The sequence below is a fragment of the Nitrospira sp. M1 genome (assembly GCF_965152605.1).
This window is the reverse complement of the sequence record NZ_OZ224217.1, coordinates 2,844,662-2,869,175: the sequence shown is the minus strand read 5'-3', so window position 1 is coordinate 2,869,175 and position 24,514 is coordinate 2,844,662. Positions and strand designations below refer to the sequence as shown.

Genomic DNA, 24,514 nt, shown 5'->3' with positions numbered 1-24,514 from the left:
GACGGAGATATTGAGGGTGCTGTATTGGATTTATTCATTGCGAGTTATTTACTAAAAGAGTTTTTAGACAACAGCGAGGTGCAACATGAGTATGCAATACAGAAAAATCAAAAGAATTATCGAACCACAGTCGGTCATTGAGGGAGCTGGAGTGAAACTGAAAAGGAGTCTTGGAGGCGAGGAGCTCAACTATCTTGATCCATTCCTCCTTTTCGATCATTTTGGATCGCCACATGCCGAGGATTATCAAGCTGGGTTCCCGATGCATCCACATCGAGGAATTGAGACGGTGACGTACATGTTGGCAGGGGAAGTCCAACATCGAGATACGTTAGGGAATGAAGGGAGTATTGGGGCAGGAGATGTCCAATGGATGACGGCTGGAGGTGGGATTCTACACGAAGAAATGCCTCAAGTCCGTCCTGAAGGCAATGCCGGATTTCAACTGTGGGTGAATCTTCCTGCTCGACTCAAGATGTCACAGCCGCGATATCAAGATGTTTCGGCAAGTGACATACCTGAAGTAACGCTTGAACATGGTGTGAAGGTTCGGGTCATCACGGGGGCAGTTGAGGGGACGAAGGGGGCGGTCAACAACATTGCGGCCAATCCGACATATCTGGATGTGACCATTCCGCCCAATGGATCGTTTGTTCAACCGATCGTACAAGGTCATACGGCATTTGCCTATGTATTCGAAGGCCAAGGAGCGTTTGTGAGTGGTGACGGTCAGGAGTGGGTGTCGCATACAAACTTGGTCGTGTTAGAGGATGGAGAAGGTGTACATATGGTGACGGAGAATGAGTCGGTGCGTTTTTTGTTGGTTTCAGCAAAGCCCTTGGGCGAACCGATTGCTCGCTATGGTCCGTTTGTCATGAATACTCAGGATGAAATCCAAGAAGCATTGAATGACCTTCGGCATGGCACATTTATTTGGACAGAGGAGAAGGTGAGATCATGAGCGCACAATTTCCTGATGAACAGAATGAAGAAGGGGCATTTACCCGACAGGATGATCAGTTTCGAAGTTGGGTAACGGAGGACGGAAGTTCAGGATTCCCGGCTGAATCGGGACGCTATCATTTGTATGTGTCATTAGCTTGTCCGTGGGCGCACCGAACGATTATTGGACGTAGGCTTAAAGGCCTTGAGTCTGTCATTGGTATGACGGTGGTGGATCCCATTCGTGATGATCGTGGCTGGGCGTTTCGAGAAGGGCCCGGTTACAGCCTTGATCCCATTAACGGGTTTCAGTATCTCAGCGAAGCGTACCGGGCGACCATCCCCTCGTATGGGTCTCGTGTGACGGTGCCTGTTTTGTGGGATTCTCAATCTGGGAAGATTGTGAATAATTCAGAAGACGATATTCTTCGAATGTTCAACCAGGCGTTTCATCAAGCAGCCGGTGACACACCTGATCTGTATCCTGAAGCAATCCGAGTGGACATCGATAGCTTAAATACGCGTATTTACGACAGGGTCAATAATGGCGTGTACAAAGCTGGATTTGCCACGACCCAACGTGCGTACGAAAACGCGGTGAGTCAGTTGTTTGAGACGCTCGATCAACTTGAGGTGCGTTTGAGCAGCCAGCGGTATCTTTTCGGTTCCCAGATTGTTGAACCCGATTGGCGTCTGTTTGTGACATTGGTTCGTTTTGATGCGGTCTATCATGGTCACTTTAAATGTAACCTTCGGCGTATCATTGATTATCCACATCTTTTTGGATATCTCAAAGATTTGTATCAACAGGAAGGCATTGCAGAAACCGTGAATTTCGATCACATCAAACGCCACTATTACATCACGCACGATGATATTAATCCCACGGGCATTGTTCCTCTTGGGCCAGAACAGGATCTGACGGTTCCCCATGGTCGAGGGGCGTTGGTTTGAATTGGAATGTAAGGCGAATTTATTCATGTTTACACCTTGTAAGGAGATGACACGATGAGTGCAAACAATCAAGCGCAAGCCGTTATTGATGGTATTTTAGCTGGGAAAATCTTGGAAACATTCGATGCCTATTATGCGGATGATGTCGTCATGACTGAAAATCGAACAGAGGAGCGAGTCGGGAAAGCGAAAAATCGAGAGTATGAATTGCAGTTCCTCGACAGCATTCAAGCATTTCATGGAGCGACCGTTGGAAGGACGATTATTGCAGGAGATCATTCGGCGGTTGAGTGGACGTTTGATGTGACGTTTAAAGGAGATAAGCATGTCGTGATGCATCAAGTCTCCGTGCAAACCTGGAAGGATGGAAAGATCATCCGTGAAGATTTTTATCATGGGTAAATTATAGGGTACCTCTACAAATCAGGATTTTTTCGTGCGGGCAAGGAATCGGCGCGCGCGGAACTTGGACGCTTGTTATGGTTCTCGCGGAAAGGAGAATTCATCCCAATAATGGAAAGATGGCAGTCTCGTCTGCCCTCTGGCCCATCGTGCCCAAGGCCACTGCCCTGAGCCTTGGCTACGATAGTGGGAGAACCCTCACGACACTGATGACCCCTCCATTGTGTGAGGGAAGTGAGCTCTTGATATTTTTATCGTAGGTAGCCAAGACATGAAAATTTGAGCACGCGGCTGACGTCGCCATCGCGGAAAGGGACGGATTTTAGAGGTGCCCTAGAAAGAGTCCTACCTGTTGAAGTGCGAGTCTTTTTCTTCCAAGAATTTCTCCGGCGCGATCGCCACGTCTGGAAAAGTTCTAAGGACCTGGCGGTCGGCCGTCACCAGCGTGACTCCCAAAGTTTTGTGCGAGACTGACAAATTCGCAATCATACGCTGAACATGCTGATTGTGCCGCAAGATTCATCACGCGGTCTCAAAATTTTGATGCCTTGGCATTTCCCGGTGGATATGAGGCTGTGTTACATCTTTGTAATTTTGCCGAAGAAAAGGGGGGAAGTTACTTTTCTTTTCTCACCAAGGGGAAAAATTCGGATCGAAACGCATCGGGTGTCAGATGTAAGAGGGCGGCGTATTGTTCTATTGTCTGTTGCTCATTAAAATCTTCGGGCGTGAGGCGGACCATATATTCTCTGGCAATGGCATAATATTCCGAATGCACATCCACTAGGCGGACTTTGGTTCGACCCGTCTCGGGGTCCATAATGTCCTTGAACGAGATAGGCGTGAACCGTCCATTATCAATCGAGACCATCGCGGCATTGCCTCCGTTGAGCAGAAACTCTGCTGCGCAATAGCCCAAGTCTCTCGTATATTCCATGTCATAGGGAATAGGGTCGGCTGAGCGCAATTCATATCCCACATTTTTGGTTTCGATGGTCATGGTAATGCCATAGCGTTGCAAGGCAATCTGGACTGACCGTTTGAGGACCCGGCCAATCTCAAGTTCGGCCAACCGAATATGATCGTGCTCATCTAGATTAACGGTTCCCATCCCGGCAAACTCGTTGGGATCCAGTAATTCTGCAATCCCTTCCGCTAAAACGGCGACACCGTCGGACCGTCCGTAACTTAGCCGCTTGACGATGGCACCCACTAAGAGGTTGGTGAGGTGAGCGAGCGTGACCTTCCCTTGTAGAAACTCCTCGGGGATAAGGGTAATGGATGCTCCCGAGGCCTTCCCGATTCCCAACGCCAAATGACCGGCTTTTCGTCCCATGGTGACGGCAAAATACCACCGTGAAGTCGTGCGTGCGTCAGTCATGAGATTTTTGATAGTTTCCACGCCTAAATGGCGCGCGGTCTGAAACCCGAAGGTCGAATTACCATGAGGCAGGCAGAGGTCATTATCAATCGTTTTGGGCACATGGACCACGCGGAGTTGGCCCGAGGCCAATTGTTCTAATTTCGATGCAGAATAGGCCGTATCGTCTCCCCCGATGGTAATAAGTCCGGACACGTTCAGTTGGGCAAGTGAGGAAAGGACGGTTTCCAAATGTTGGGGGTCTTTCGTGGGATTGGCCCGCGATGTTCCTAAGATAGACCCTCCTCGAAAGTGCAGCCGGCTAACCGTGTCTCTTGTGAGCGGTCGAACTTTTGACAGGTGGCCTTGCATCAGCCAATGGAACCCATCTTGTACACCGATAACTTCCGCACCACATAACGTGCTCCTGATCGTGGCGGCCGTAATCACACTATTGATCCCTGGTGCGGGACCACCGCCGACAAGAATGGCAATTTTGGGTAGAGACGTATTCATGGCTGAGGCTCTCGCTTTCTTTGGTTAAAATAGTTTTCTTAATCGAGAGTGTTGAATAATGCTGATATCGAGCTGCAATATTCCTCGAGCACGTGTTGGATGCCAGAAGCCTCGGGTCGGTTCAAAAAAGTCCGTCCAGCAAGGCCACAGCCATTTTGACGCGCGGAGCGTACTGGTTATACGTGAGCACGGCAAAATGGCGAGAACGCCGCTGGCGGCTTTTTTCAACAGACCCTAATCATATCATCCGGTTTTCTGAAAACAGAATCAACTCAGGGAATCTTTTTTGTCCCTTTTGACAGTGATTGAAAGATGAGAGCGGATGTTGCATGAAGTCGCCAGTAGGGTTTCCTGCTTTTGCCGAGTCCCTCTCCCAACGTTGTGATGGAGGTTGAACGCGGTTAGGAGTGAGTTGGTCTTTCTCTCACTGTCCGAACAAGCGAACGAGACAAGGAGGCGTTCTTCTATGTTTGTCCAGATTGTAGACGACGAATGAGCCGACCCTATTTGGGACCAAAGAAAATCTCAGTAAGCTTTGAACCCAGGTTCCGGTATTCGGTATCATCTATATCATCAATGACCAGGCAATACGCCAGGATGCTTGATCACCACAATATGCTAAGTCGGGTACAGCTGCTAAGCCAATAGAGGGACTGGTTGTTTTGTCATTTACTGGCGCATGTGTAGGCCCATTCATTATGGGCTTAGAAGCCAAAGGAGGAGATTATGAAACAGGTTGCCGTCATTCTTTCAGGGTGTGGTTTCCTAGACGGGGCAGAAATTACAGAGGCGATCAGCACGCTTGTGGCGATCGGACAAAATGGAGCCGAGTACAAAGTCTTTGCGCCCAACAAAGACGTCGCTGAAACAAATCACCTCACGCAAAAGCCTACAGGTCAACAACGAAATGTCCTGCAGGAGGCTGCCCGTATTGCACGAGGTGATATTCAGCCGCTGGAAAATTTAAAAGCTCAAGAATTTGATGCACTGGCGTTTCCCGGTGGTTTTGGGGCGGCCTTGCACCTCTGTGATTTTGCCGAAAAAGGAAGCTCCGGAGAGATTGATCCTCAAGTGACCAGAGTCGTCAAAGAGTTTCATGAAAGCCGTAAACCGATAGCGGCTATTTGTATTGCCCCCGCGATCATGGCCCTGGCGTTTGGGAAGAAGGGTGTGAGTGTCACCATCGGTGATGATGCTGGAACCGCAACGGAAATTGAAAAAACCGGAGCCAAACATCAGAATTGCGCCGTAGAAAAGTTTGTGGTGGATGCCGATAAAAAAATTATTACGACTCCAGCCTATATGTATGGAACAGCCAAGCCTCATCAAATTTTTGAAGGGGTGAGTGGGGCTATCACTGAACTTCTCAAAATGGCTTAATGGGTCTGCTGAAAAAAGCCGCCAGCAGCGTTCTCACCATTTTTCCGTGCTCACGTAGTACCACTTGAGCACCTGTTATCGCACTCCATGGTGGAGGATAACTGATCAGCAAGAGAGGTCGTGTGTTGGCCATGGTTCACAGGCTTATCATGCTCAAGGCTGAGCGTCCCCCTGTGACCTTGCTCACGCGAAGGGAATATTGCAAGTCTGCTGGTATGGCGACCCATAAGGAAAGGGCCTCTGCCTATTGATCAAGTCATCTCAGATGAGCAAGTTGAACCGCCCCTAAGCTTCTAATAGTCAAGGGATTCTCTGTGAAATAGCACTTTTGATATCCTCATTATTCAACACTTCCCCGTGCAAACTTATGTGCATTCTGTCAAGACCAACAGAAAAATGTAGGTCGGATATGTGAAGTCGAAGTTTTATAATGAATGCTCGAGGGATTGTATCCATGAAGGGAGCTTCGAACTTAAAACTAGTATCAAGCATCTCCAAAGCGGACGTTTCTAAATTCGCAAGACAATCTTCTCAAACGACCCAAAGCGGACATTCTCATGAGGAGTAAAATGGGTTTACTGAGATGATGCTAAACTGGCTACAGCTTCTTTCAAAGCTTAACTGTACGATTCTTGGACCGACTCAACTGACATGGCAAGTCTAATTCCGCCTCTTAACAGTTGCGTTAATCGAATGCAATCAGGCGAGAAACGTTTCGCTTGGCGCCTAGGAAGTCATTTGGAGGACGACTACCTCTGTTGGTACGAGTTGCCGGTTGGCAAAAGACAGCGATATTCCGACTTCATTATCCTGCATCCGGCACGCGGCCTGTTGATGTTGGAGGTGAAGGACTGGAAGCTGGATACAATCCAGAAGATAGATAAGGCGACTGCGACTATCATCACCCCGCAGGGCGTCAAAATCGTAAGCAACCCTCTGGAACAGGTGCGTCAATGCACTTATCAACTGATACAACGGCTGGAGAGGGACCCGCAATTGGTCAATCAAACAGGACGTTATATGGGCAACATGGTTTTTCCATACGGCTATGGAGTGGTATTGAGCAATATTACCCGTAGGCAGTTCAAATCTTCTAACCTGGGAGAAGTGTTACCTGATCACAAAGTTATCTGTAAGGATGAAATGGTTGATAGTGTGGAGCCAGAGGCCTTTCAGGAGCGCTTATGGAACATGTTCACTGTGCAGTTCCCGCATCCTCTTGCCCTACCGCAGATCGATCGTATCCGTTGGCACATGTTTCCCGAAGTTAGAATCAATACAGGCGATCAGGGCAATCTTTTTCCAGAGGAGCCAGAAGAGGAGGATATAGAAGAGCTGCTACCTGACATTATAAAAGTCATGGATATGCAGCAGGAAATAATGGCACGCAGTCTTGGGGAAGGACACCGGGTCATCCATGGGGTCGCCGGTTCTGGCAAGACCTTGATCCTAGGTTATCGCTGTCTCTACCTCGCCAAGCTGCTGAACAAACCAATCCTTGTTCTCTGCTATAACATAACACTGGCTGCAAAGCTGCGCGAACTGATTGCTGAGCGGGGTATTGGTGACAAGGTCAGTGTCTATCACTTTCACGACTGGTGCGGTGAACAGCTACGCACCTACCATATTGATCGACCACAGCCGGGCGACAAGTATATTGACCGGCTTGTTGAGACGGTCATTGCTGCAGCGGAGAAGGGTGCGATACCAAAAGGTCAGTATGGTGCAGTCATGATCGACGAAGGCCATGATTTTGAGTCTGAATGGCTGAAGCTTGTGGTAAGCATGGTTGATCCCAAGACCAACTCCCTACTGTTGCTTTATGACGATGCACAGTCGATCTACAGCAAGAAGAACCAGCTCGACTTCAGCCTATCTAGTGTCGGAGTCCAGGCAAGGGGCCGGACAACTGTACTGAAATTGAATTATCGAAATACCAATGAAATTCTTGGCTTCGCTTACCAATTTGTCAGCAGATACCTTAAGTCAGATGCTAAGGACGAGGATCATGTTCCGTTGGTTGAGCCTGAGGCGGCGGGGCGTCATGGACCTGCACCCGTAGTAAAGACTTTTAACTCTTATGAAGAGGAAGCTTGTTATATCGCTCGTACCTTCAAGCGAATGCATGACGAACAGGGGATTCCCTGGTCCGATATGTGTATTACATATCGGAGTAGCTGGATGGGAGAAAAACTGCATGCCCAATTAGCGTCCATAGATGTTTCCTGTCAATGGCTCGGGGATTCAAAGGCGAAAAAGCGGTTTAAGCCATCGGCTAACAGCGTGAAATTGATGACAATGCACAGCAGTAAGGGGTTGGAATTTCCCATTGTTTCGGTATCAGGGATAGGTAATATGCCTGCTGACGGAGAGGATCCAGCCTTAGCGGCCAAACTGCTGTATGTTGCGATGACACGTTCCACAGAAAAACTGCTGCTTACCAGTCATAGAGAGACAGAGTTTCTTTCCCAATTGAAGCAGATAGATCATGACCTTTTCCCTATAAATTGGACAGTTAAAAAGTAGAGTTTTCCTCAGCCGAATGTCCGGTATTGGCCGAGGCTGTGTGAAAACTCCGATGGAGAGTATCATATGCTTTTCCCACGGAGGTGTTAGAGATGAGCGGATTTATTGAAGGCAAAGATCGCCATCAGGCCACTTTGTTTCCTGAACGATTAGATGATTACATCGCCGAAGACAGCGCTGTTCGGGTCATCGATGTCTTCCTTGACGATCTGGATCTCTCAGGTCTTGGCTTCAAGACTCATCCGAATGAAACAGGTCGCCCAGCGTACCACCCGACGACACTGCTGAAGATCTATGTCTACGAGTATCTCAACCGTGTGCAGTCCAGTCGTCGCCTTGAACGGGAAGCGCACCGCAACGTTGAACTCATGTGGCTCACCGAACGCTTAGCGCCGGACTTTAAGACCATCGCCGACTCGAAGTCCAGATGCTCCAAACACCAGAGCAGCAGCTCTCTCTGACGGATCCGGATGCGCGAGCGATGAAAACGAGGGGTGCCGGGATCGTCGGGTATAACGTCCAGACCGCCGTGGATGCCACACACCATTTGATCGTGACGCACGAGGTGAGCAATGTCGGGCATGATCGTCACCAGTTACACCACATGGCGCAACAAGCGAAGGAGGCCATAGGATCTAAGACGCTCGACGTGGTGGCCGACCGGGGGTACTTCACCAGTGAAGAAATCCTGGCCTGCGATGAGTCGAAGATCACGACTTATCTCCCCAAGCCTCAGACATCGGGGAGCACGAAGCAAGGCTTGTTCAGCAAACGCGACTTTATGTACAAAGGGGAAGAGAATGAATACGAATGCCCGGCCGGTAAACGCCTCATCTGGCGATTCGAGACGCAGGAGAAAGGATTAACAACAAATATTGGTCATCACACTGCCCTAACTGCTCGATGAAGTCGCAGTGCACGACGAGTCAGTACCGGCGAGTGGCGCGATGGGAACATGAGGCGGTGCTTGAGGCTGCCGAGCCTGTCTCGATCAAGAACCGGAGCGGATGCGCACTCGACGAGCAACTGTCGAGCATCCGTTTGAAACATTGAAAGTCTGGATGGGCTATACCCATTTCCAAACCAAAACCTTCAAGCAGGTGCGCACCGAGATGAGTTTGCATGTGTTGGCGTACAACTTCAAACGGATGTTGTCGATCTTCGGCGTGAAACCGCTCCTCAACGCCATCCAGACGTAAGTAACGTTCTCAAGGCCAGCTCGTGGGGACACAAACCGGAAGTGCCAGGCAAAACAAAAAACGAAGAGGAGATGGGCTGATGCGCCTACTATCGCGTTGCAATGATAAGTGTAGGTAAGTTTTTACACAGCCTGGACCCAAAGCAGTCATTCAATGATGAGTTAATTGGCATTGTGCAGATTTTGAATATGGCAAGCCTGTTTGATAGTGCTTGGAGGGACTGGAAGAGACTTAACTGCCGTCTTTGTTATGTGGATGACGCTTGGTTATTGTAGAGTAATTAGGAGTTTAAACCTGCCGAGCCCGATTTTTGGGGAATAAGGTAATATTAATCGATTGCCCTTTAAGGAGAAGAATATGAGTACGAAAAATACCGACTTGAGCAGAGAGCCCGCACCGGATCAGGCGGAACACAACGCGTTTTTCCCCTCGCCGTATTCCTTGTCGCAATATACAGCACCAAGGACCGACTACGATGGCGCAGACTATCCGAATCGGTATTCCGGCAAGAAATGGAAAGTGCTCATGATCGGCACTGATGAGCGCTATCTGATCATGAAGAATGACAAGATGTTCTCTACTGGAAACCACCCGGTTGAAACGCTCGTGCCGATGCTTCACATCGATAACGCCGGCTTTGAAATCGATGTGGCAACCGTGTCCGGGAATCCGGTCAAGTTCGAAATGTGGGCCATGCCTCGCGAAGATAATGCGGTTCAATCAGCTTATAAAAAGTATCTACCACAATTCAAAGAGCCAAAACGGCTTTCCAATGTTATCGAGCAAAGCCTTGGCAAGGATTCGCCATACCTTGCTGTGCTGGTGCCGGGCGGTCACGGAGCTCTGACGGGCGGCATTCCAGATAGCAAGGAAATGAAGATAGTCCTCAAATGGGCGATGGACCATGCTAAGCATATCATCACACTGTGCCATGGCCCAGCTTGCCTTTTAGCAGCCGGTGTCGGTGAAAGCAAAGAGAACTACCTATTCAACGGCTACGAAATTTGCGTGTTCCCTGACGCGCTTGATGAGGGCGCCAATATCGAAATCGGTTACATCCCAGGACATCTGCGCTGGCTTCTGGCCGAGAGTCTTGAAAAACTTGGCGTCAAGGTGATGAACGACAAAATGTCTGGTGCGGTGCATCAAGACCGAAAGCTTCTCACCGGAGACAGCCCCCTTGCTTCCAATGCCCTGGGCAAATTGGCCGCTGGCGCGTTGTTACAAGAAGTCGGCAACTGAGCGAACGTTTAAAGATCACAACCCTGGAATAGAAGCGCACGAGCTTTAGGCATTTAACCTATTGATAAGTGATCAGGGTCGGGTGATGGCCGAGAGCGGATTGTTTACTATAGCCGATTCAATTAACTTCCGTGCCCTTGGAGCATTTGATACCGCGTTGATAGTCGGTATGAATAAGGTGGAACTTTTTTGGATTCGCTATAGTGGGAAGACGGTATATTTGAATGTCGGCTTCGGATCAGGCAAGATCGTACCCGACGTTGTTTGTTTAGTCTGATTTCAGGTCATGGAACGATGATTGGTACGACTCTTCTCTTCGGTGCCACTTCAATGTTGGGCTTCAACCTCGCGACGCTTTTTCCAGATTCTCTTCTTCCGTTTATTTCTCCTGGAAATCGCTCACGATTTGTTCGACACTGGCCGGCCTTGCGACTCGATGATTCCAACTGGATTCATGCGCTTTTTCAACAGACTCAACCAGATTTGTTGTTGTATTGTCATGCTGTATGCGATGTGGCGAAGTGTGAGGATCATCCCGAGTGGGCAGAGGAAGTCAATGTCGGTCAAGTCGAACGAGTCATTGCTGTTTTACCTGCACGCACGAAATTGGTGTATGTTTCATCCGATCACGTATTTGGGGGTGACGGGATCTATCATGAGGAATCGACGCCATGTCCTATTAGTGTCTATGGGAGAACACGGGTAAAGGCTGAGCAACGGGTGTTGCAACGCGCTGGATCGTTGGTGATTCGAACGGGCCTCGGGATTGGGAATTCGTATGATGGTCGAACAGGTCATCGAGATTGGCTCCGCTATCGGACACAACAACGCCTTCCAATTACGATTATTCGAGATGAATATCGATCGGCCGTGTGGCTCCATGAATTGGCTCAACGTGTCATGGATTTGGCCAATAGTGATGAAGTTGGAATTCGTCATCTCTCGGCGACCCATGCCGTGTCTCGTGTGGAATTAGCACGCTACTTGATGAAACGAATGGGAATAACGGGTGCGTTTACAGTTGAGAGCCGCCATCAACAGAAGGCACCTCATATTGGACAAGTCGAATTGAAGAGCGTCTATCAGGGGAAATTGTTTCAACCGTTAGAGAGTGTGTTAGAGGGAGGAAGGATTCTTTAACGGAATGGGCTTTTCTGCCGAATAGCCGTGCCGGTTGCTTAATTCATGGAGGGTATCGATTCTCTTTTGAAGTTCAGGGTGAGTATCAAAGTAGTGTAACATTCCAAAGTCCCAAGCTTCCTCCTGCCGTTGTAACGCCTCAAATAGTTCGGTAGCTCCGCCTACATGTCCATAGTGGCAGTTGAGAATCTGTAGTGCAGTTTCATCTGCTTTACTCTCGCGGCTTTGGGAGTATTTGGCTTGCCCGAGCGTCATGGTTGAGGTAAGCAATTGTGAGATACTTGAATTGGCTCCTGTGAATAACGTCGAGAGTGCGGCCAAGACAATCCCACGACCAAGAGAACGTAGATGATCCCGGTTTTTGAAATGTCCCAATTCGTGAGCCAGGACAAACGCTAAGCCATTTTCTGACTTTATGTTATTGAGTAACCCTGAGAAGACGATAATTCGTCCGCCAGGGATGGCCATTGCATTGATGTTTTGTGATTCAATGACCGTCACTGGTGTGGTCAGTCCAATCTTTTGGCATGGACGCAAGGCGTCGATGAGTTGTTGCACCGAAGTGTGTTGTTGAGGAGACGCGCTTTCGCCAAATTCCCAGTTGATATTGATTTTTCCAAACAACTGGGCTTCGTCTTCTGGCGAAATATAGTCGACAGCCTGATCCACGAAAACCCCGAGTATCCAAAAGCTGAGCACAACAAGCCCTAACACTCCTAGGAGCAGAATGACGAATTCACGAACGGGATGTTGGTGGGAAATGTTATCGTTGTGTTCCGGCAACGACGGCTGATACTTCACCGAGTGGAACCTTGAGGAGTACTGTGGTGATGATAAATGGCCGTTCCGTAGGCCAACACTTCAACAGAGCCGATTCGTTCGCTGTCGCCTTTAGAGATCGAGGAGGTTTCCACACGAAGATTGATGATTTGACCCGCATCGGGACAGCTTTCTTTCAGGCGCAGGATGGCTTCGCGTCTCGCACGGTCTAAGAGAGTTTCATAGGCTTGAACGGTGCCGCCAAAAATATTTCGAAGCGTCGCGAGAAATCGTTTGAAGTAATCGACTGAAATCACGACATTACCGTGCACAAGCCGCGCATCGCTGATCGGACCGAGATTGGCCATCGGTCGTTTGCTCGAGGTTGTGGGTAGTGAGAGAAACGCTCGTTCGCGCTTCTGGATAGATTGATAGTGGCGTGTTTCTGCTATTCTTCCGAAGATATAGCCGAGTGCGAGTAACGCGGCGACAACCGCAAGATTTTCCATGCTATAGCTTACTCCACTGTCACGGCTGTTCCGTACACATAAATTTCTGCAGCTCCTGCGGCGACGGATGAGGTGGAAAAGCGGACATTGACGATGGCATTGGCTCCCATTTGTTGGGCTTGGGCTTTCATACGGTCAATCGCCTGTTCTCGGGATTCGCCTAAGAGTTCCGTATAGCCTTTGAGTTCCCCGCCAAAAATATTCTTAAAACTGGCCATGATATCCCGCCCGACGTGTTTGGCTCTCACCGTACTCCCTGACACAATCCCGTGACAAGTCGTAATGGTTTTTCCTGGGATTTCTTCGATATTGGTCACAAACATGCGCTCTCCTTTTCAAGGCCGATGAGCAAAGGTGAAGGCGTTTTTCCTGTATGACGGTAATTATCTACAACACCGTAACTCTCTTTCGGTCAAATGCCTGGGTTGACCTAAGCCCAAATTATTCTGGATATAGCCGTTTCACTATACTTTCTGCTGTTCGACGTATGTTTTTGGGCTATGTGTGTGATGTAAATTCGGCTTGAAGCTCTTTGGTTTCGCTATACGCTTGGAAACTGTATCGTATAGACGTGCGCGAAATCTACTTGGGAGGTCAGTCGTTTTGCCTTGAATAATAAATAAGTGGAGCTAAAGGAGGGAAACACGGAGCTTGCACATGGTTAATGAGGGAGGCTGTGCCACTTCGTCTGAGGCACAGGTGAGCCCGGCGACAAGCGTTTTCAGCTTGTCGTCGGGCTGTCTGTTGTTCTCATCCGTCTCTATTACTCGAGATCAGATGGATCATTGAAGAGCTTCGGAAGGGCAATGTTTCCATGACCGTTTTGCGGAAAATTGACTGCCCCTGGGTTTCCGGGGTTCAGATTTGAGGCCGTGTCATCCGGCGGGAAGAGGACGAGTGATTGTAAAAATTCCAACAGTAGGGCCTGCTGTGCTGCTGGAAGTCGAGCAAAGCGGTTTCGTGATGCTTGGGCTTCCCCGCCATGGCGCATAATGACTGACCACAGGTTAATGCTGCGTCCGTCATGTCCATAGGGTGCGGTTGAACCGACTCCCCATAAGGGTTCCGTCATAAACTCCTTCGTCAAGGTTCCATCAAAATTCCGTTCCCAGAAATTTGGTCCAAGGTTGTGCCGTTTAAAATCCGCAAATATATTATTGACGATGAATCGTTTGCCTTGAGGCTTTTTAATGGGTGGATTGCCTGAGTTCGGATCAGCCTGGACGAGTGGCGTCGCAACAGCAAAGAGCTGATTGAAGACCCCTTTCCGATTGTTGAATTTCGTTTCGACGTCTGCAATTCGTCTATCACGTTCAATGACCAATGAAGGTATGTGGCAACCGGTGCATTGAATTTTCCGGAAAATGGTTTTCCCGGTACGCACACGAGCATTTTCGCGATGAATGGCAGGTTTGAAATAATTTAAGAGATAAAATTCCATGTGATCGACAAGACTCACGGGAATTTCATTGGCGACGCCGTCCAGGTCCGAGTCATCACTTTCGCTTGAAACTGGAGGTGCTTCAATCGTGTCAATTGCTCCATCCAATATCATTCCGGATGGAGTGGTAATGTTTCCTCCTGCGGATGCTTTGGCTAAATCTGGGTCAAAGGCTTCTAAGCCCATTTCATGGTTGAGTGCCCCGACCACAAATTCTCGAATGGAGATGGTGCTGCCTTCGTGAAAAAAGGGTCGCACGCGTAAGTCCGCATTGACTCCCGTGACTCTTGATGCGTCTACCGAGCCATCGGGAAGCGCTCTGATGAATCCGTATGAAATGCCCTTGCTTTGGAGTCTGGCGCGTATATTTTGTCCGGTTTTTTGTGCACGTGCACTTGCCGAATTTTTGATGGCACGGAGTTCCTGAGTGATTTCGTCGGCTAGCATTTCTACAATGCCAAGCCCAAATAAATGTGGGGCGTCTCGGCTGTCAGGTCGTGTAAAGACATCTCCACCGAATCCTGCTGAGCCTTTCGGGCGGCCATGACAAGCCGCACAACTATCAGCGAGTCCTGCGCCAATTGATCCATCGGCTTCGATATCTCCCCGTCCGTCGCCCGTCCGTGGCCCAGAGCCTTGCGCGACCGTGAATTTACGTTGAAAGAGATTCCGTCCGCGACGAATGGACCGAAACGGATCTCGATTAATGATATATAAGGACGATTTCGGGGTGTTAATATCCCCACGGCCAGCACCTATCTGATCCTGCAATGATTTTTGTATGCCTGCATTGACGGAATTTGGCGTTTGCGTAATATCGGTTTCCTGAGCATGCGAAGACGGAGGACTTGCTATTGTGAAAACAATGGCAACTGTGACCGCCATAGAAAACTGTGCATAAGACGAATTCATAAATACCTCCTGAACAATATCAAGGTGCTGACGATAGGAGTCGTGCAGCAAGAACACTGAAACGTTAGAGGGTAGGCAGCCGTGACAGAAACTTGACAAGGTGGACGTTTCTGCATACATCGACAAGGAAGAACGTATTGAGGCAGGTAGCAAATACCAGGCGAATATTGGGTGTAAATAATAAGTATAATGACGAATAGTATGTGTATCTCTAATACTTGAAATTCAAAAACCTGCTGATACTTGCCTTGCGCAACCCCAAATACTCCTCCCCACTTTACGGATGTGACTACCTAAACTAGAGACAAACTACATATCAGACGTCATGGAGGGCGTTCTTGTTGTTGAGGCGACTTTGTCGTCATTCGTGTGCGTGCCTTTCAGGTTTTCGGTGAATGCTATGCGCTTTCCCGAGCCGAAGCTTCTTGATTATTTCTTTACATTCCATGCCTGCTTCCAGGCTAATCCGGTACCAGGCGCATAGTAAGACGGCGCTTGATTGCACCATCCTGAAAATGGAAATGGGCGGCATTGATAGAGGTTCCCGTTTGTGCCTTTCACCACTGTTCCAGGTTGATAGCCTCCTCTTCCTTCAGGATAGGTTAGGTGTTCAGACGGAGTGTTGGGATCCGGAACGTCATTAGGGTTTCCATCAGGTGGACCGTCTGGGTTCCCGTTGGGTCCGCCGTCGGGGTTGCCATTAGGTTCGCCATCTGGATTTTCATCAGGCCCATCACCTGGTCCGCCGTTTGGTACTTCTTTGTCAATAACGAAACTGTGTGACTGAGAAGATTTCGTAAATACACGATTGCCGTTGGGTGTGCGTGTTGGTTCGATACGGCCATCCGCGGTCAGAGTGCCGATTCGAATAAATTGCGACTCGGCATTGACTTTTTGTGCTAAAAGGAAAGGCCACACTGTCCGTCCGCCATCTCCCTCATCGAGCACGAGTTGGATCTGCTCCACATCTCCCCTTGATTGTTCGAAGAGACGGAAAATGATGGTGGTTCCGGCTTGCAAGTCTTCCATGGCTGTAACTCTGCCGATTTCCCGAACATTGTCCTGGACAGTTCCGCCTTGAAATTCAACATCGTTGCATGAGTAGAACGCCTCTGGGCTGTCGGAGCGTTGCCAGATATGGAAGATGACGTGTTTGCCTGTGCGTTGAGGCAAATGGCATTGCATGCGATACCCTCGTCCACCGCCTTGGATGGTTTCAAGCGGCACTTGGCCGTGACGGCAGAATTCTTCCAACTCACCCCATCGAATGGGTTGTGTGGGGTCATAGCCTTGCGGCGTGACGTAGAAGATCATGTCTTGGGTTGCATGAGGGGGCCGTGGCATTGTACACAAATTCAAATTGTCCGTTGGCGTCTGGGGCGATAGGGGTAGCTCGCCAATCGGAGCGGAGGAGATCTAACCCGCGAAACGTCGGGTTCCCTCCGCTGCATTGTTGGCCGTCAGGAATCAGGGCTTCATGCTGTCCGTTCGCGTTTCCTTGCCGGACTCCGTTCCAGTCGTACATGGGTTGCGTCCCGCCTCGCGCGACAGCGGCCCGGCAAGCTGGATCTTGATGATTTTCAGGGTTCCCGTTAAAACGGCATTCGTGCACACGGCTTGGGGGAACGACCATCGTGCCATGCGTAGAGCCTTCTTCCGGGAGGCCAAAGGTCCCGAGGAGAATGCCAATGAGTGTCAGTGAACCGAGCTTTACAGCGAAATGCATGCGTCTCATCCCCTTTGTCTTTTCATGTCATCGAATGACGACATCATCGATTAATACTTGTGTGATTTCGTCAACAGCATCTTTTTTATTATTGAATCCACCGATGGTTATAGTATGGGTTCCTTGAGAGAGCGTTTTGCTATTGAGAGTGACTGCTACCCAACCTGTCACTTGATTACTCCCTCCATCGCCGTCTCCAGTGATCCGCGCCAGTACTTGACTGCCTCCGGGGCCTATCAATGTATTGTCAATTGAGAGCAATGTTTCACTGAATTCATCGGGCTCATAATTGCTTGTTTGTCCCATTCGGTATCGCAGGGATATCTTGATTGGTCTGGCTGTAGGTAGGTTAAATGATCGTCTCCATCCACCGGACATATTGCGTTTTTCCGCCTTACTATGGCCACCGACAAGAACTTGCAGGCCTCCACCGGTAAATCCGAAGTTCGGTTGATATGCCCCTTTTGCAAAGTTCGGTTGATTTGTGTTTCTGAAGGTATCGTCCATATAGGTGAATCCGTTTGTTCCTGCATCGAACGAGGCGCTTATAATAGGTTGTCCGGGAGGCGGTGGTGGGGGGGGAGGGGTTGATCCTCCTGCCGGCGAGATTCGTACATAATTCAACATGGTCTTTGCCGTTCCGCTCTGACGGGTGAGACGAATAGTCAGTTTTCCGTCGGAGACGGTAATAAGGCGATTTGAGACAGTGATAAATTTATTTGACACCTCGGTCGACTCATCATTAAACGTTTTTTTATTGTTGAACCCGCCAATCGTGATGGTATGTGAGCCTGCTGGTAGGGTTCCAATGGAAAGTGCGACAGGTACCCAATCGGTTGATTGCGCATCTCCCCCGTTCCCATTTCCGGCAATCCGAGCAAGAAAGTCGTTGGAGCCGTCTCCTCGTAGTTGGTTATCGACAGATAGAAGCGCTTGACTGATTTCGTCACTCTCATATTCGGCGCCTTGCGTGAGTTTATACCGGAACAGCAATGTGACATGGCTTTCTGTAGGCAAGGTGAACGTTCGTCTCCATCCACCTGACATGTTTCGAACAGTCGAATTATTTATTCCCCCGAGTTGAACACGGAGAGCCCCACCCGAAAAGCCTTGCCCGGGGGCATGTGCGCCACTTGCAAAATTGGGTTGATTGGTATTGCGAAATGGATCATCGACGAAGGTGTATTGATTGGTGCCCGAATTGAAATTTGAATTAAGGAAGATGCCACCAGGGTTATTTCCTGTGACGGCAATGGTAATGCGTTGGGTGGCCGTGCCCCCGCTACTGTCAGTGACCGAAGCGGTGATGCGATGGGTGCCGACTGAGAGTGGCGTGGAGACTCTTCCACCTGTTCCAACTTGACCATCTCGATCTGAACGCCAAACAAGATCCGAATTCAAATTCCCATCCTGCTCGTCTGTCGCTGTCCCGACGAGAGTCACCGCAGACCCACTGGTGATAAATGCTCCATCCATTGGTGACGTAATGCCGACTGTGGGAACAGAAAGGTCAACGACGGAAATGCACGCGGCTCTATCAACGACGGGTTGCATTTGATTCAAGCTGCATTGGGAAAATTGATCGCTGCCATTGATTGATGGATTCATCAGGAAGTTGCCAGGCGTGCTCGCACATGCTGATCCGCCTTGATTATCGTGAGGAGCGCCAAAATTATGGCCGAGTTCATGGGCGACGACGAGGGCTCCCGCCGTTCCGCCACCGCGAATTTGATCAACCCCAACTCCAAATCTAGAGCTACATAATGAACTTAAAAAAGCGATGCCGATGGTGCTTCCATTCAGATCACGGCCTGTAAAAAGATGGGCAATGCCCGGGTGTGTAAATGTTGAACCACTCGTGAAGTTTCCGAATTGATCCAACAGCGTACTGGGGTTTGTCGACGTTAATGTTCCGTTCTGCGCCAAGTGCCGAATTTCCACCAGATGAATTTGCACACCGACTTGTTCTGAGAAAATGCCATCCACGACGTTGAGTCGTGCGAGTACGGCCGCATCCGCGGATGTTCCAAAATTATCCTGTTGAATCTGTGCAAATTGAGGGTCTGAGACGATGGCCATATCTAGATTGAACGAAGCTCCCGCAGCCTGCGCCGGAACAAATCCTTTTAACTCCTCAAGTAAAGCGGAATAGTCCGTCATGGGCTTGGCGGGCCTGCCGGGTGTTCCCAGCCCACAGGTGGCGACACCTAAATCTCGAGTGTCGGATAAGCGATAGATGCCATGTGTGGAGCTGTCCGAAGAAGGCTGGACTGAGAGCGCCGAGGTCATGGCCTGCATTGAATCGATAATAAAGACTTCTTGACCGTCCCAGAACATTCCAGACCAGTGTTTACCCATTTTGGTCAGGCGGACCCACGAATGTTCAATGCCTTGAATCGTGCCGCGATAGAGGGTATTGGTTTTGATCAGACGTTCTTTCTGGGCTTTGGATAATTTGTCGATTAAGCGATTATTGGATTCCAAGACAACGTCGAATGTTCTTCCAAAGGCTTCGAATGACCAATTCCACGTATGATCTGTGTGGTCTGGATCGCTTGAGTCCGGCTCGCGGCTTTCAATGGCCATTGGCGGTAGTGACTCGTAATACAGAATTTCAAAAGATTTATCTTCGGTAAGAGGTGGAGCTGTGTCGTCCGCATACGTGAGTGTGGCAAGAAAGAACATGCAGAGCCCCAATATGGCGACTATGCAATTTCGGCGTGTGTACATGATGGTCCCTTTCATGTTGAGTCTGTTTAAATGTGATGAAAGCGTAAATTTCACGTTAGTCAAGTACAAAAATGCAGCATAAATGGATACACGCAGCATCCTGAAAGTCGTCAGTAGGATGGAGGGAAGGGTCGGCGATAGTTTTTTGAATCGGAATGACAAGAGAACGAATTCATCATGCGCATCCTTCCTATGTGTTTCTAGTTATGTTTCTATCGATCAGGTCATTGGGTTTGACCTACGTCGGTCATCAAGTTGCAGAGAGAGGAATTTAAAAAATGAACTCTTTCTGTTCGTGATTGCTAGCAATCTGTATTCCATAAAAATATGTGCCTATCTTGTGGGCAGCGCGATCGCATTGAATAAGAAGAATTCCTTGAATTCATGGAACATACGAAAATGAAACTGTCAGGTCATGTCATCGCCAACTAAAATTTGTACCTAGGTGAAGTGCATGTGGTAACCATGAGTATTCGTAGGTATCGTAGGTGAGACCCTACAGTTTCTCTCTTTTCTTTTTGAAAGTTTTGTGGAGGACGATAATGGGAAAACGTAGAATCAAGAGAAGAAAACTCATAAGAGAAATCTTGTATTCACCATCACTGATGTCGCACGAAGAGAGATTTTCTGTAGGCAATACAGCGAGCCTTTCTCTACTTCCCAGGTTGATTCGAGTTGTGTAGTTTGTGCGGAAACATCTTGTGGATAGTTGTTGGGGAATTAAGGTAGGAAACCGTTTAAACAGTTTTCAAAAATTTAAAAGCATCAGTAGGCAGTCATTTCCTGAGATATGGTCGTTATGTCGGCGGGGGCGAATCTCGTGCTCCGATTACAATATAGCGTAATGGACCTCCGGGTGTGATGGCATCAAATGGGTAGCAGGTCACGAGTGCAAGCTGTGCATGGGATTCGTCTTGGACGATGATGGACTGACGTGCATCCACAACCTGCATGTTCTGAATGGTAAATGATGTGGTCTGACCATAGATGTCGTCGATGAGTATTGTGTCACCCGATTGCATATGTTCGAGAAATGCGAAATGCGTATCTCGATGACCATTGAAAATCGTTGTGCCAATGGAGCCAGGCAGCGGACTGCTTGCAACATGCCCAGGCCCGAACGCGAGTGTGCGTCCATTGGCACCGGAGAGCACAAACATTTCGATGCCGTGTTGTGGAACCCGAAGCTTTGCGATTGGCCAGGTATCGGCCCAAGGCCATGGTTGAACTTGCCCTTGACCGTCTTGCGTGTGAGCCCAGGCTCGTTCAATGAGGTACTGAGCGAGTTCAGCTTTTACATAGATCCATGCGCCATACCCCGTGTGTCCTATGCCAAGTACAAGCAGGAACATGGTGAATAAGAGCAGAAGGGCACGGGGCGTATTCATGTTTGACTCCATTGATAGCCTACGCTGGCACAGGCCATGAGTAGAAGAATCAATCCGACGGTGAGATGCCAAGGCCCCGGTGTGGCTCCGGCGGACAAGCCAACGATCGCCGTGTAATCTTGCCCATTGGGAAGATGTGTCTTGATTGCGTGAGTTGAAAGCGTTTGATCTCCAGGTCTCGCAGGCGTGACATCAATGGCAACGAGACTGGTATAGCGGCTGACCAAGTGATGAGTCATGGCGAGGTTGATGATCTCTTGGCGCACGGGACTGTTGTCTCGTTTCTCAACACCGCTATCCATTAACGTCATAATTTTCTGCCGTGCCCAGTAGGTGGCGATGCCACGACGTTGGAGCGCGGCATGCAATGATATACTTTTCTCCCAAACCCTTGATCCAATTTTCCCTTTGATGTGTAGTTGCTCCGATCCGGCTTCTGCTCGAATGGCAATCATCAGCGGCTCACCGACATAGAGATCAGGAATGCGATCAGGGGTGATGTCCCCTGGTGAGTTTTCTGTCGACGTCATGTCGATGTCTGTGAGTACTGGGTGTTCAAGTGCATGAAACAGGTGGTTCATCTTGTCTTGGACTTCGTCGATACGACCAATATAGGTAAAGGTCCCACGTCCGAATTTGGCCGCATGCCGCATGAAATAACTGTTTGGTGCAGAGCCAATTCCAATGGTGAACAGGCGAGTGTCTGTCAAAGTGTCCTGGATGGCTTGGAAGAGTTGTTGTTCGTTTCCAATGAGTCCGTCCGTGATAAAGACGACTTGTCGGATGTGTGTCGTTGGGTCGTGCTGGGCGAACGCATGTGTGAGGGCGGGTAACATTTCTGTTCCACCTTCAGCGAGCAGGCCTTTGACATAGTGTGTCGCTTGCTGAATGGCCGTTGTCGTGACGGGTTGAGAAGAAGAAAACAAAGTCTCCGTTACATGATTGAATTGGATCACATTGAAGCGATCCCGTTCTGTGAGACGGGTGAGGGCGAGTTGTAAGGCAAGCTTTGCCTGTTCAATGGAACTCCCATGCATGGAGCCCGAGGTGTCGATGACGAAGGTTACATCTCGTGGCAAGGCCACGTGGTCGGCAAACACGCGGCTTGGCGGCATGAGCATCAGCATCACGTATGTTTCGTCACGGAAGTGTTCCGAGAAGACAGCCGCTTTTGGTGTATGTTCCTGTTCTGCTTCCCATGTCAATTCAAAGTCGCGATCTGCTGGAACGTTTCCTTCTTGTAGGGTGATTTGATATTGGCTTGTATTGTTCGAGGTCTGATGAATGTCATGATAGGTCGAGGCGAGTTTGGCAAGTGGAAATCCCGGTGCGAGATCGATTGTGAGCGTGATTGGGTTCAGCTGCTTTTGGCTGGGATGTTGAACGGGTGGTGTAATTCGTGAAGCATCGGGAACCTGATAGGTATTTGTTGCCCATCCATGTCCGTCAGAGAGCCTCGATGGCGCGGTCAGTGATTCATCTGAAGTGACAGGTGCGCCGGGGATGTATCGAGGCCCCACGACCATGGGAAAGCGGAGAGAGAATGTTTCACGTTCATAGTGCACGGTCTCTTGGTATTCAAATTCAACTATGATCGTTTCGTGTGGCCCAATATTCGCGACTGAGGCGGTGAACATATTGGGCCGTTCTTGTTCAATGAGACTGGTCCGTTTTCCTTCTCGTTTTGCCGTGCTGTAGGTCTGTTTGGCTTGAGCCCGTTCTTGGATGATGCCTTCAATCACTCGATCTCCAATATGCATGCGAAGATGATCGACGGCAGCCGTCTCAGGGAGGGGAAAGACATAGATCCCTTCGGTCCATCCAGGCCCAGGATTTTGAAACGTTTGTCGAACGACTGTTCTTGCAATGAGTCCTGTGATGGAGATGTGCGCGTTCGTCTCGACGGTCGGAGCAGGAGAATATGAAAGTCCTTCCGATGAGCGAAACAAGAGGGTTCCTTGCGTTGCATCATGTGGAGAGGTGTATTGTGTTGATGATTCAGCGTAGGCATCGGTGGTGAACACTATGAGGAGTGCTATCAACGTCAGGACTATGAACAGGAGAAGGTGATATGAGGAGAAACCTCTCGAGGTACTGTTGCTGTTCCCTCGTACACGAGTGAGTCGATGTGCGATTCCGAATGTGAGATACGCCGTCTCGCGGTTGTGGTGAATGTTCATAAACAAGAACCCTTTCATGAATAAAAAATGAAGCGTGTGTCCAATGGACGAGACACGTTCGAAACCGTAGGAATGAGAGCTGCGACATGACCGGTGGGATGTCAGTTCGCAGCTCTCGTGAGTGTGACGTTACGGGAGGGAGTTCAATGTTGCGGTTGATTCGCTTTCCGGTTCCATATCAATGGTTGTCGAGAGCAAGGCTGTCGTCGTTGTGTCAATCTCTTCAGGGAGCGGACTGTTGGCGACATCCGGTTTCACCGTGAGAATGGTCTCCGGCTCTGTTGTCAGTGTTTCGGCAACGAGTGGCGTTGAAAGGGAAGCCGAGACCTGGTCAACTGTCAGAATGATGTGGGCACGCCGATTCTTCTGGAAGCAGGTTTCGGAGTCTTCCGTACAGATGCGGTTCTGCGACCCCAAACTTTCTGTTTCGATAGAAGATGTTTCAAACCCTTGAGCCGCCAGATAGGCCTTCACGGCGTTGGCCCGACGAAGGCCCAGCCGCTGATTGTAGGCATCGGACCCATGTTGATCGGTATGTCCTTGTACTGTGATGTGCCAGCCTTGTTTTTCCTTCAGCGCATCGATTTTTTCTTGGAGTATGGTGGCGGCTTCTTCGGAAAGCCCGGCTTGATCAAATCCAAAGAACACGTCGGTCTGATCGAGAGACACGGATTTCCCTGAATTGGCTGTATCGTCTTCATAGGCGACAGGCATTGGGTCTATTCCTTCTGTCGATGCCTCTAATTCTGAGATGTTTCCAGATGTCGAGGTTTTCATGGTCTGTGATAGCTGTTTCATCTCACCCGCATCGGCGGGATTGGCATGCAATGGTTGATCCTCCGAGATCATCCACATGCCTCCAATTCCCAGGGTCAACGCTAATAGCCCTGAGCCCAGCATGAGCGTTTCTTTCGAAGAAGGTGCAGACCCTGATGATGCTCGTGATGGTTGAGAGAACCTCTTTTTTTCACTGTCTAAATGTTGTGGGTCGTGTTTCATTGATTCCTCCATTGAATTAATGTTGTAAACCGTACGTCTCATGATTTATTTCTGTAAGAGTGGATTTGAAATACCGCTCTGTTGCCTCGCTGTTCCTCAATGTATGTGCTTGTCACCTCCTTTCCGAAGAACCGTTCAAGGCCGATGTTCACGGTGATCTAAGCAATGGCGATACCAAGGCTGAAATTCAAAAAATCCTATACTTTCAG

At 49.3% G+C, this 24,514-nt stretch carries 18 protein-coding genes and 1 pseudogene; 8 read left to right on the top strand and 11 right to left on the bottom strand.

What is annotated here, in order from left to right:
- Nucleotides 1-85: 85 nt before the first annotated feature.
- The 3 genes from ACWHX8_RS13090 to ACWHX8_RS13080 are packed head-to-tail and all read left to right on the top strand — an operon-like array spanning nucleotide 86 to nucleotide 2,298.
- Nucleotides 86-961, top strand: a complete 876-nt coding sequence (locus ACWHX8_RS13090) for a pirin family protein (protein ID WP_447968572.1) — start codon at nucleotides 86-88, stop codon at nucleotides 959-961.
- Nucleotides 958-1,896, top strand: coding sequence for a glutathione S-transferase family protein (locus ACWHX8_RS13085; RefSeq protein ID WP_447968571.1), 939 nt, complete (start codon nucleotides 958-960; stop codon nucleotides 1,894-1,896). Before ACWHX8_RS13090 ends, ACWHX8_RS13085 begins: the two co-directional genes overlap by 4 nt.
- A 54-nt stretch (nucleotides 1,897-1,950) precedes the next feature.
- Nucleotides 1,951-2,298 carry a nuclear transport factor 2 family protein gene (locus tag ACWHX8_RS13080; protein WP_447968570.1) on the top strand — a complete coding sequence of 116 codons (348 nt, stop codon included), beginning with the start codon at nucleotides 1,951-1,953 and terminating at the stop codon, nucleotides 2,296-2,298.
- Nucleotides 2,299-2,914: 616 nt separating this feature from the next.
- On the opposite strand, the gene pfp is transcribed toward ACWHX8_RS13080, so the two are convergent.
- On the bottom strand, nucleotides 2,915-4,174 hold the full coding sequence (pfp, locus tag ACWHX8_RS13075; protein WP_447968569.1) for a diphosphate--fructose-6-phosphate 1-phosphotransferase: 1,260 nt from the start codon (nucleotides 4,172-4,174) through the stop codon (nucleotides 2,915-2,917).
- 726 nt (nucleotides 4,175-4,900) lie between these two features.
- Between pfp and elbB the strand changes: the two genes are divergently transcribed.
- The 5 genes and pseudogenes from elbB (at nucleotide 4,901) to ACWHX8_RS13050 (ending at nucleotide 11,661) form a co-directional block, all read left to right on the top strand.
- Entirely contained in the window at nucleotides 4,901-5,554 is a 654-nt protein-coding gene (gene elbB, locus ACWHX8_RS13070) for an isoprenoid biosynthesis glyoxalase ElbB (RefSeq protein ID WP_447968568.1), read from the top strand.
- A 651-nt stretch (nucleotides 5,555-6,205) separates the two neighbouring features.
- Entirely contained in the window at nucleotides 6,206-8,080 is a 1,875-nt protein-coding gene (locus tag ACWHX8_RS13065; RefSeq protein WP_447968567.1) for a DEAD/DEAH box helicase, read from the top strand.
- Nucleotides 8,081-8,172: 92 nt separating this feature from the next.
- Nucleotides 8,173-9,279 (top strand): annotated as a pseudogene (locus tag ACWHX8_RS13060) (transposase).
- 357 nt (nucleotides 9,280-9,636) lie between these two features.
- Entirely contained in the window at nucleotides 9,637-10,521 is an 885-nt protein-coding gene (gene hchA / locus ACWHX8_RS13055; protein WP_447968566.1) for a glyoxalase III HchA, read from the top strand.
- 294 nt (nucleotides 10,522-10,815) lie between these two features.
- On the top strand, nucleotides 10,816-11,661 hold the full coding sequence (locus ACWHX8_RS13050; protein ID WP_447968565.1) for an SDR family oxidoreductase: 846 nt from the start codon (nucleotides 10,816-10,818) through the stop codon (nucleotides 11,659-11,661).
- Here ACWHX8_RS13050 and ACWHX8_RS13045 read toward each other — a convergent pair.
- The 10 genes from ACWHX8_RS13045 to ACWHX8_RS13000 all read right to left on the bottom strand — a co-directional run bounded on the left by ACWHX8_RS13045 (nucleotide 11,638) and on the right by ACWHX8_RS13000 (nucleotide 24,305).
- Nucleotides 11,638-12,462 (bottom strand): M48 family metallopeptidase, encoded by an 825-nt coding sequence (locus tag ACWHX8_RS13045; protein ID WP_447968564.1) that lies wholly within the window; start codon nucleotides 12,460-12,462, stop codon nucleotides 11,638-11,640. The genes ACWHX8_RS13050 and ACWHX8_RS13045 overlap by 24 nt on opposite strands.
- Nucleotides 12,459-12,929, bottom strand: coding sequence for a YbjQ family protein (locus ACWHX8_RS13040; protein ID WP_447968563.1), 471 nt, complete (start codon nucleotides 12,927-12,929; stop codon nucleotides 12,459-12,461). The genes ACWHX8_RS13045 and ACWHX8_RS13040 overlap by 4 nt, the downstream gene beginning before the upstream one ends.
- Nucleotides 12,930-12,937: 8 nt before the next feature.
- Entirely contained in the window at nucleotides 12,938-13,252 is a 315-nt protein-coding gene (locus ACWHX8_RS13035; protein ID WP_447968562.1) for a YbjQ family protein, read from the bottom strand.
- Between the two features lie 440 nt (nucleotides 13,253-13,692).
- The gene (locus ACWHX8_RS13030) at nucleotides 13,693-15,282 is read right to left on the bottom strand and encodes a di-heme oxidoredictase family protein (protein WP_447968561.1); all 1,590 of its coding nucleotides are present in this window, start codon (nucleotides 15,280-15,282) and stop codon (nucleotides 13,693-13,695) included.
- 429 nt (nucleotides 15,283-15,711) lie between these two features.
- A complete protein-coding gene (locus ACWHX8_RS13025) occupies nucleotides 15,712-16,596 on the bottom strand; it encodes a lytic polysaccharide monooxygenase (protein ID WP_447968560.1) in 885 nt (294 codons plus the stop codon).
- A complete protein-coding gene (locus ACWHX8_RS13020; protein WP_447968559.1) occupies nucleotides 16,565-17,008 on the bottom strand; it encodes a lytic polysaccharide monooxygenase in 444 nt (147 codons plus the stop codon). The genes ACWHX8_RS13025 and ACWHX8_RS13020 overlap by 32 nt, the downstream gene beginning before the upstream one ends.
- Nucleotides 17,009-17,035: 27 nt before the next feature.
- Nucleotides 17,036-19,738 carry a M12 family metallo-peptidase gene (locus ACWHX8_RS13015; RefSeq protein WP_447968558.1) on the bottom strand — a complete coding sequence of 901 codons (2,703 nt, stop codon included), beginning with the start codon at nucleotides 19,736-19,738 and terminating at the stop codon, nucleotides 17,036-17,038.
- 797 nt (nucleotides 19,739-20,535) lie between these two features.
- The gene (locus ACWHX8_RS13010; protein ID WP_447968557.1) at nucleotides 20,536-21,126 is read right to left on the bottom strand and encodes a class GN sortase; all 591 of its coding nucleotides are present in this window, start codon (nucleotides 21,124-21,126) and stop codon (nucleotides 20,536-20,538) included.
- Nucleotides 21,123-23,306 (bottom strand): marine proteobacterial sortase target protein, encoded by a 2,184-nt coding sequence (locus ACWHX8_RS13005; protein WP_447968556.1) that lies wholly within the window; start codon nucleotides 23,304-23,306, stop codon nucleotides 21,123-21,125. Before ACWHX8_RS13005 ends, ACWHX8_RS13010 begins: the two co-directional genes overlap by 4 nt.
- 129 nt (nucleotides 23,307-23,435) lie before the next feature.
- Nucleotides 23,436-24,305 (bottom strand): OmpA family protein, encoded by an 870-nt coding sequence (locus ACWHX8_RS13000; RefSeq protein ID WP_447968555.1) that lies wholly within the window; start codon nucleotides 24,303-24,305, stop codon nucleotides 23,436-23,438.
- Nucleotides 24,306-24,514 lie beyond the last annotated feature (209 nt).

Bases quoted from the DNA above. Each gene is read 5' to 3' on its own strand.
- ACWHX8_RS13030 (WP_447968561.1), bottom strand. From the start codon at position 15,282: ATGAATTCGTCTTATGCACAGTTTTCTATGGCGGTCACAGTTGCCATT.
- ACWHX8_RS13005 (WP_447968556.1), bottom strand. From the start codon at position 23,306: ATGAACATTCACCACAACCGCGAGACGGCGTATCTCACATTCGGAATC.
- ACWHX8_RS13015 (WP_447968558.1), bottom strand. From the start codon at position 19,738: ATGTACACACGCCGAAATTGCATAGTCGCCATATTGGGGCTCTGCATG.
- hchA (WP_447968566.1), top strand. From the start codon at position 9,637: ATGAGTACGAAAAATACCGACTTGAGCAGAGAGCCCGCACCGGATCAG.
- ACWHX8_RS13000 (WP_447968555.1), bottom strand. From the start codon at position 24,305: ATGAAACACGACCCACAACATTTAGACAGTGAAAAAAAGAGGTTCTCT.
- ACWHX8_RS13080 (WP_447968570.1), top strand. From the start codon at position 1,951: ATGAGTGCAAACAATCAAGCGCAAGCCGTTATTGATGGTATTTTAGCT.
- ACWHX8_RS13020 (WP_447968559.1), bottom strand. From the start codon at position 17,008: ATGCATTTCGCTGTAAAGCTCGGTTCACTGACACTCATTGGCATTCTC.
- pfp (WP_447968569.1), bottom strand. From the start codon at position 4,174: ATGAATACGTCTCTACCCAAAATTGCCATTCTTGTCGGCGGTGGTCCC.
- ACWHX8_RS13040 (WP_447968563.1), bottom strand. From the start codon at position 12,929: ATGGAAAATCTTGCGGTTGTCGCCGCGTTACTCGCACTCGGCTATATC.
- ACWHX8_RS13050 (WP_447968565.1), top strand. From the start codon at position 10,816: ATGATTGGTACGACTCTTCTCTTCGGTGCCACTTCAATGTTGGGCTTC.
- ACWHX8_RS13065 (WP_447968567.1), top strand. From the start codon at position 6,206: ATGGCAAGTCTAATTCCGCCTCTTAACAGTTGCGTTAATCGAATGCAA.
- ACWHX8_RS13085 (WP_447968571.1), top strand. From the start codon at position 958: ATGAGCGCACAATTTCCTGATGAACAGAATGAAGAAGGGGCATTTACC.
- ACWHX8_RS13035 (WP_447968562.1), bottom strand. From the start codon at position 13,252: ATGTTTGTGACCAATATCGAAGAAATCCCAGGAAAAACCATTACGACT.
- elbB (WP_447968568.1), top strand. From the start codon at position 4,901: ATGAAACAGGTTGCCGTCATTCTTTCAGGGTGTGGTTTCCTAGACGGG.
- ACWHX8_RS13010 (WP_447968557.1), bottom strand. From the start codon at position 21,126: ATGAATACGCCCCGTGCCCTTCTGCTCTTATTCACCATGTTCCTGCTT.
- ACWHX8_RS13025 (WP_447968560.1), bottom strand. From the start codon at position 16,596: ATGATCTTCTACGTCACGCCGCAAGGCTATGACCCCACACAACCCATT.
- ACWHX8_RS13090 (WP_447968572.1), top strand. From the start codon at position 86: ATGAGTATGCAATACAGAAAAATCAAAAGAATTATCGAACCACAGTCG.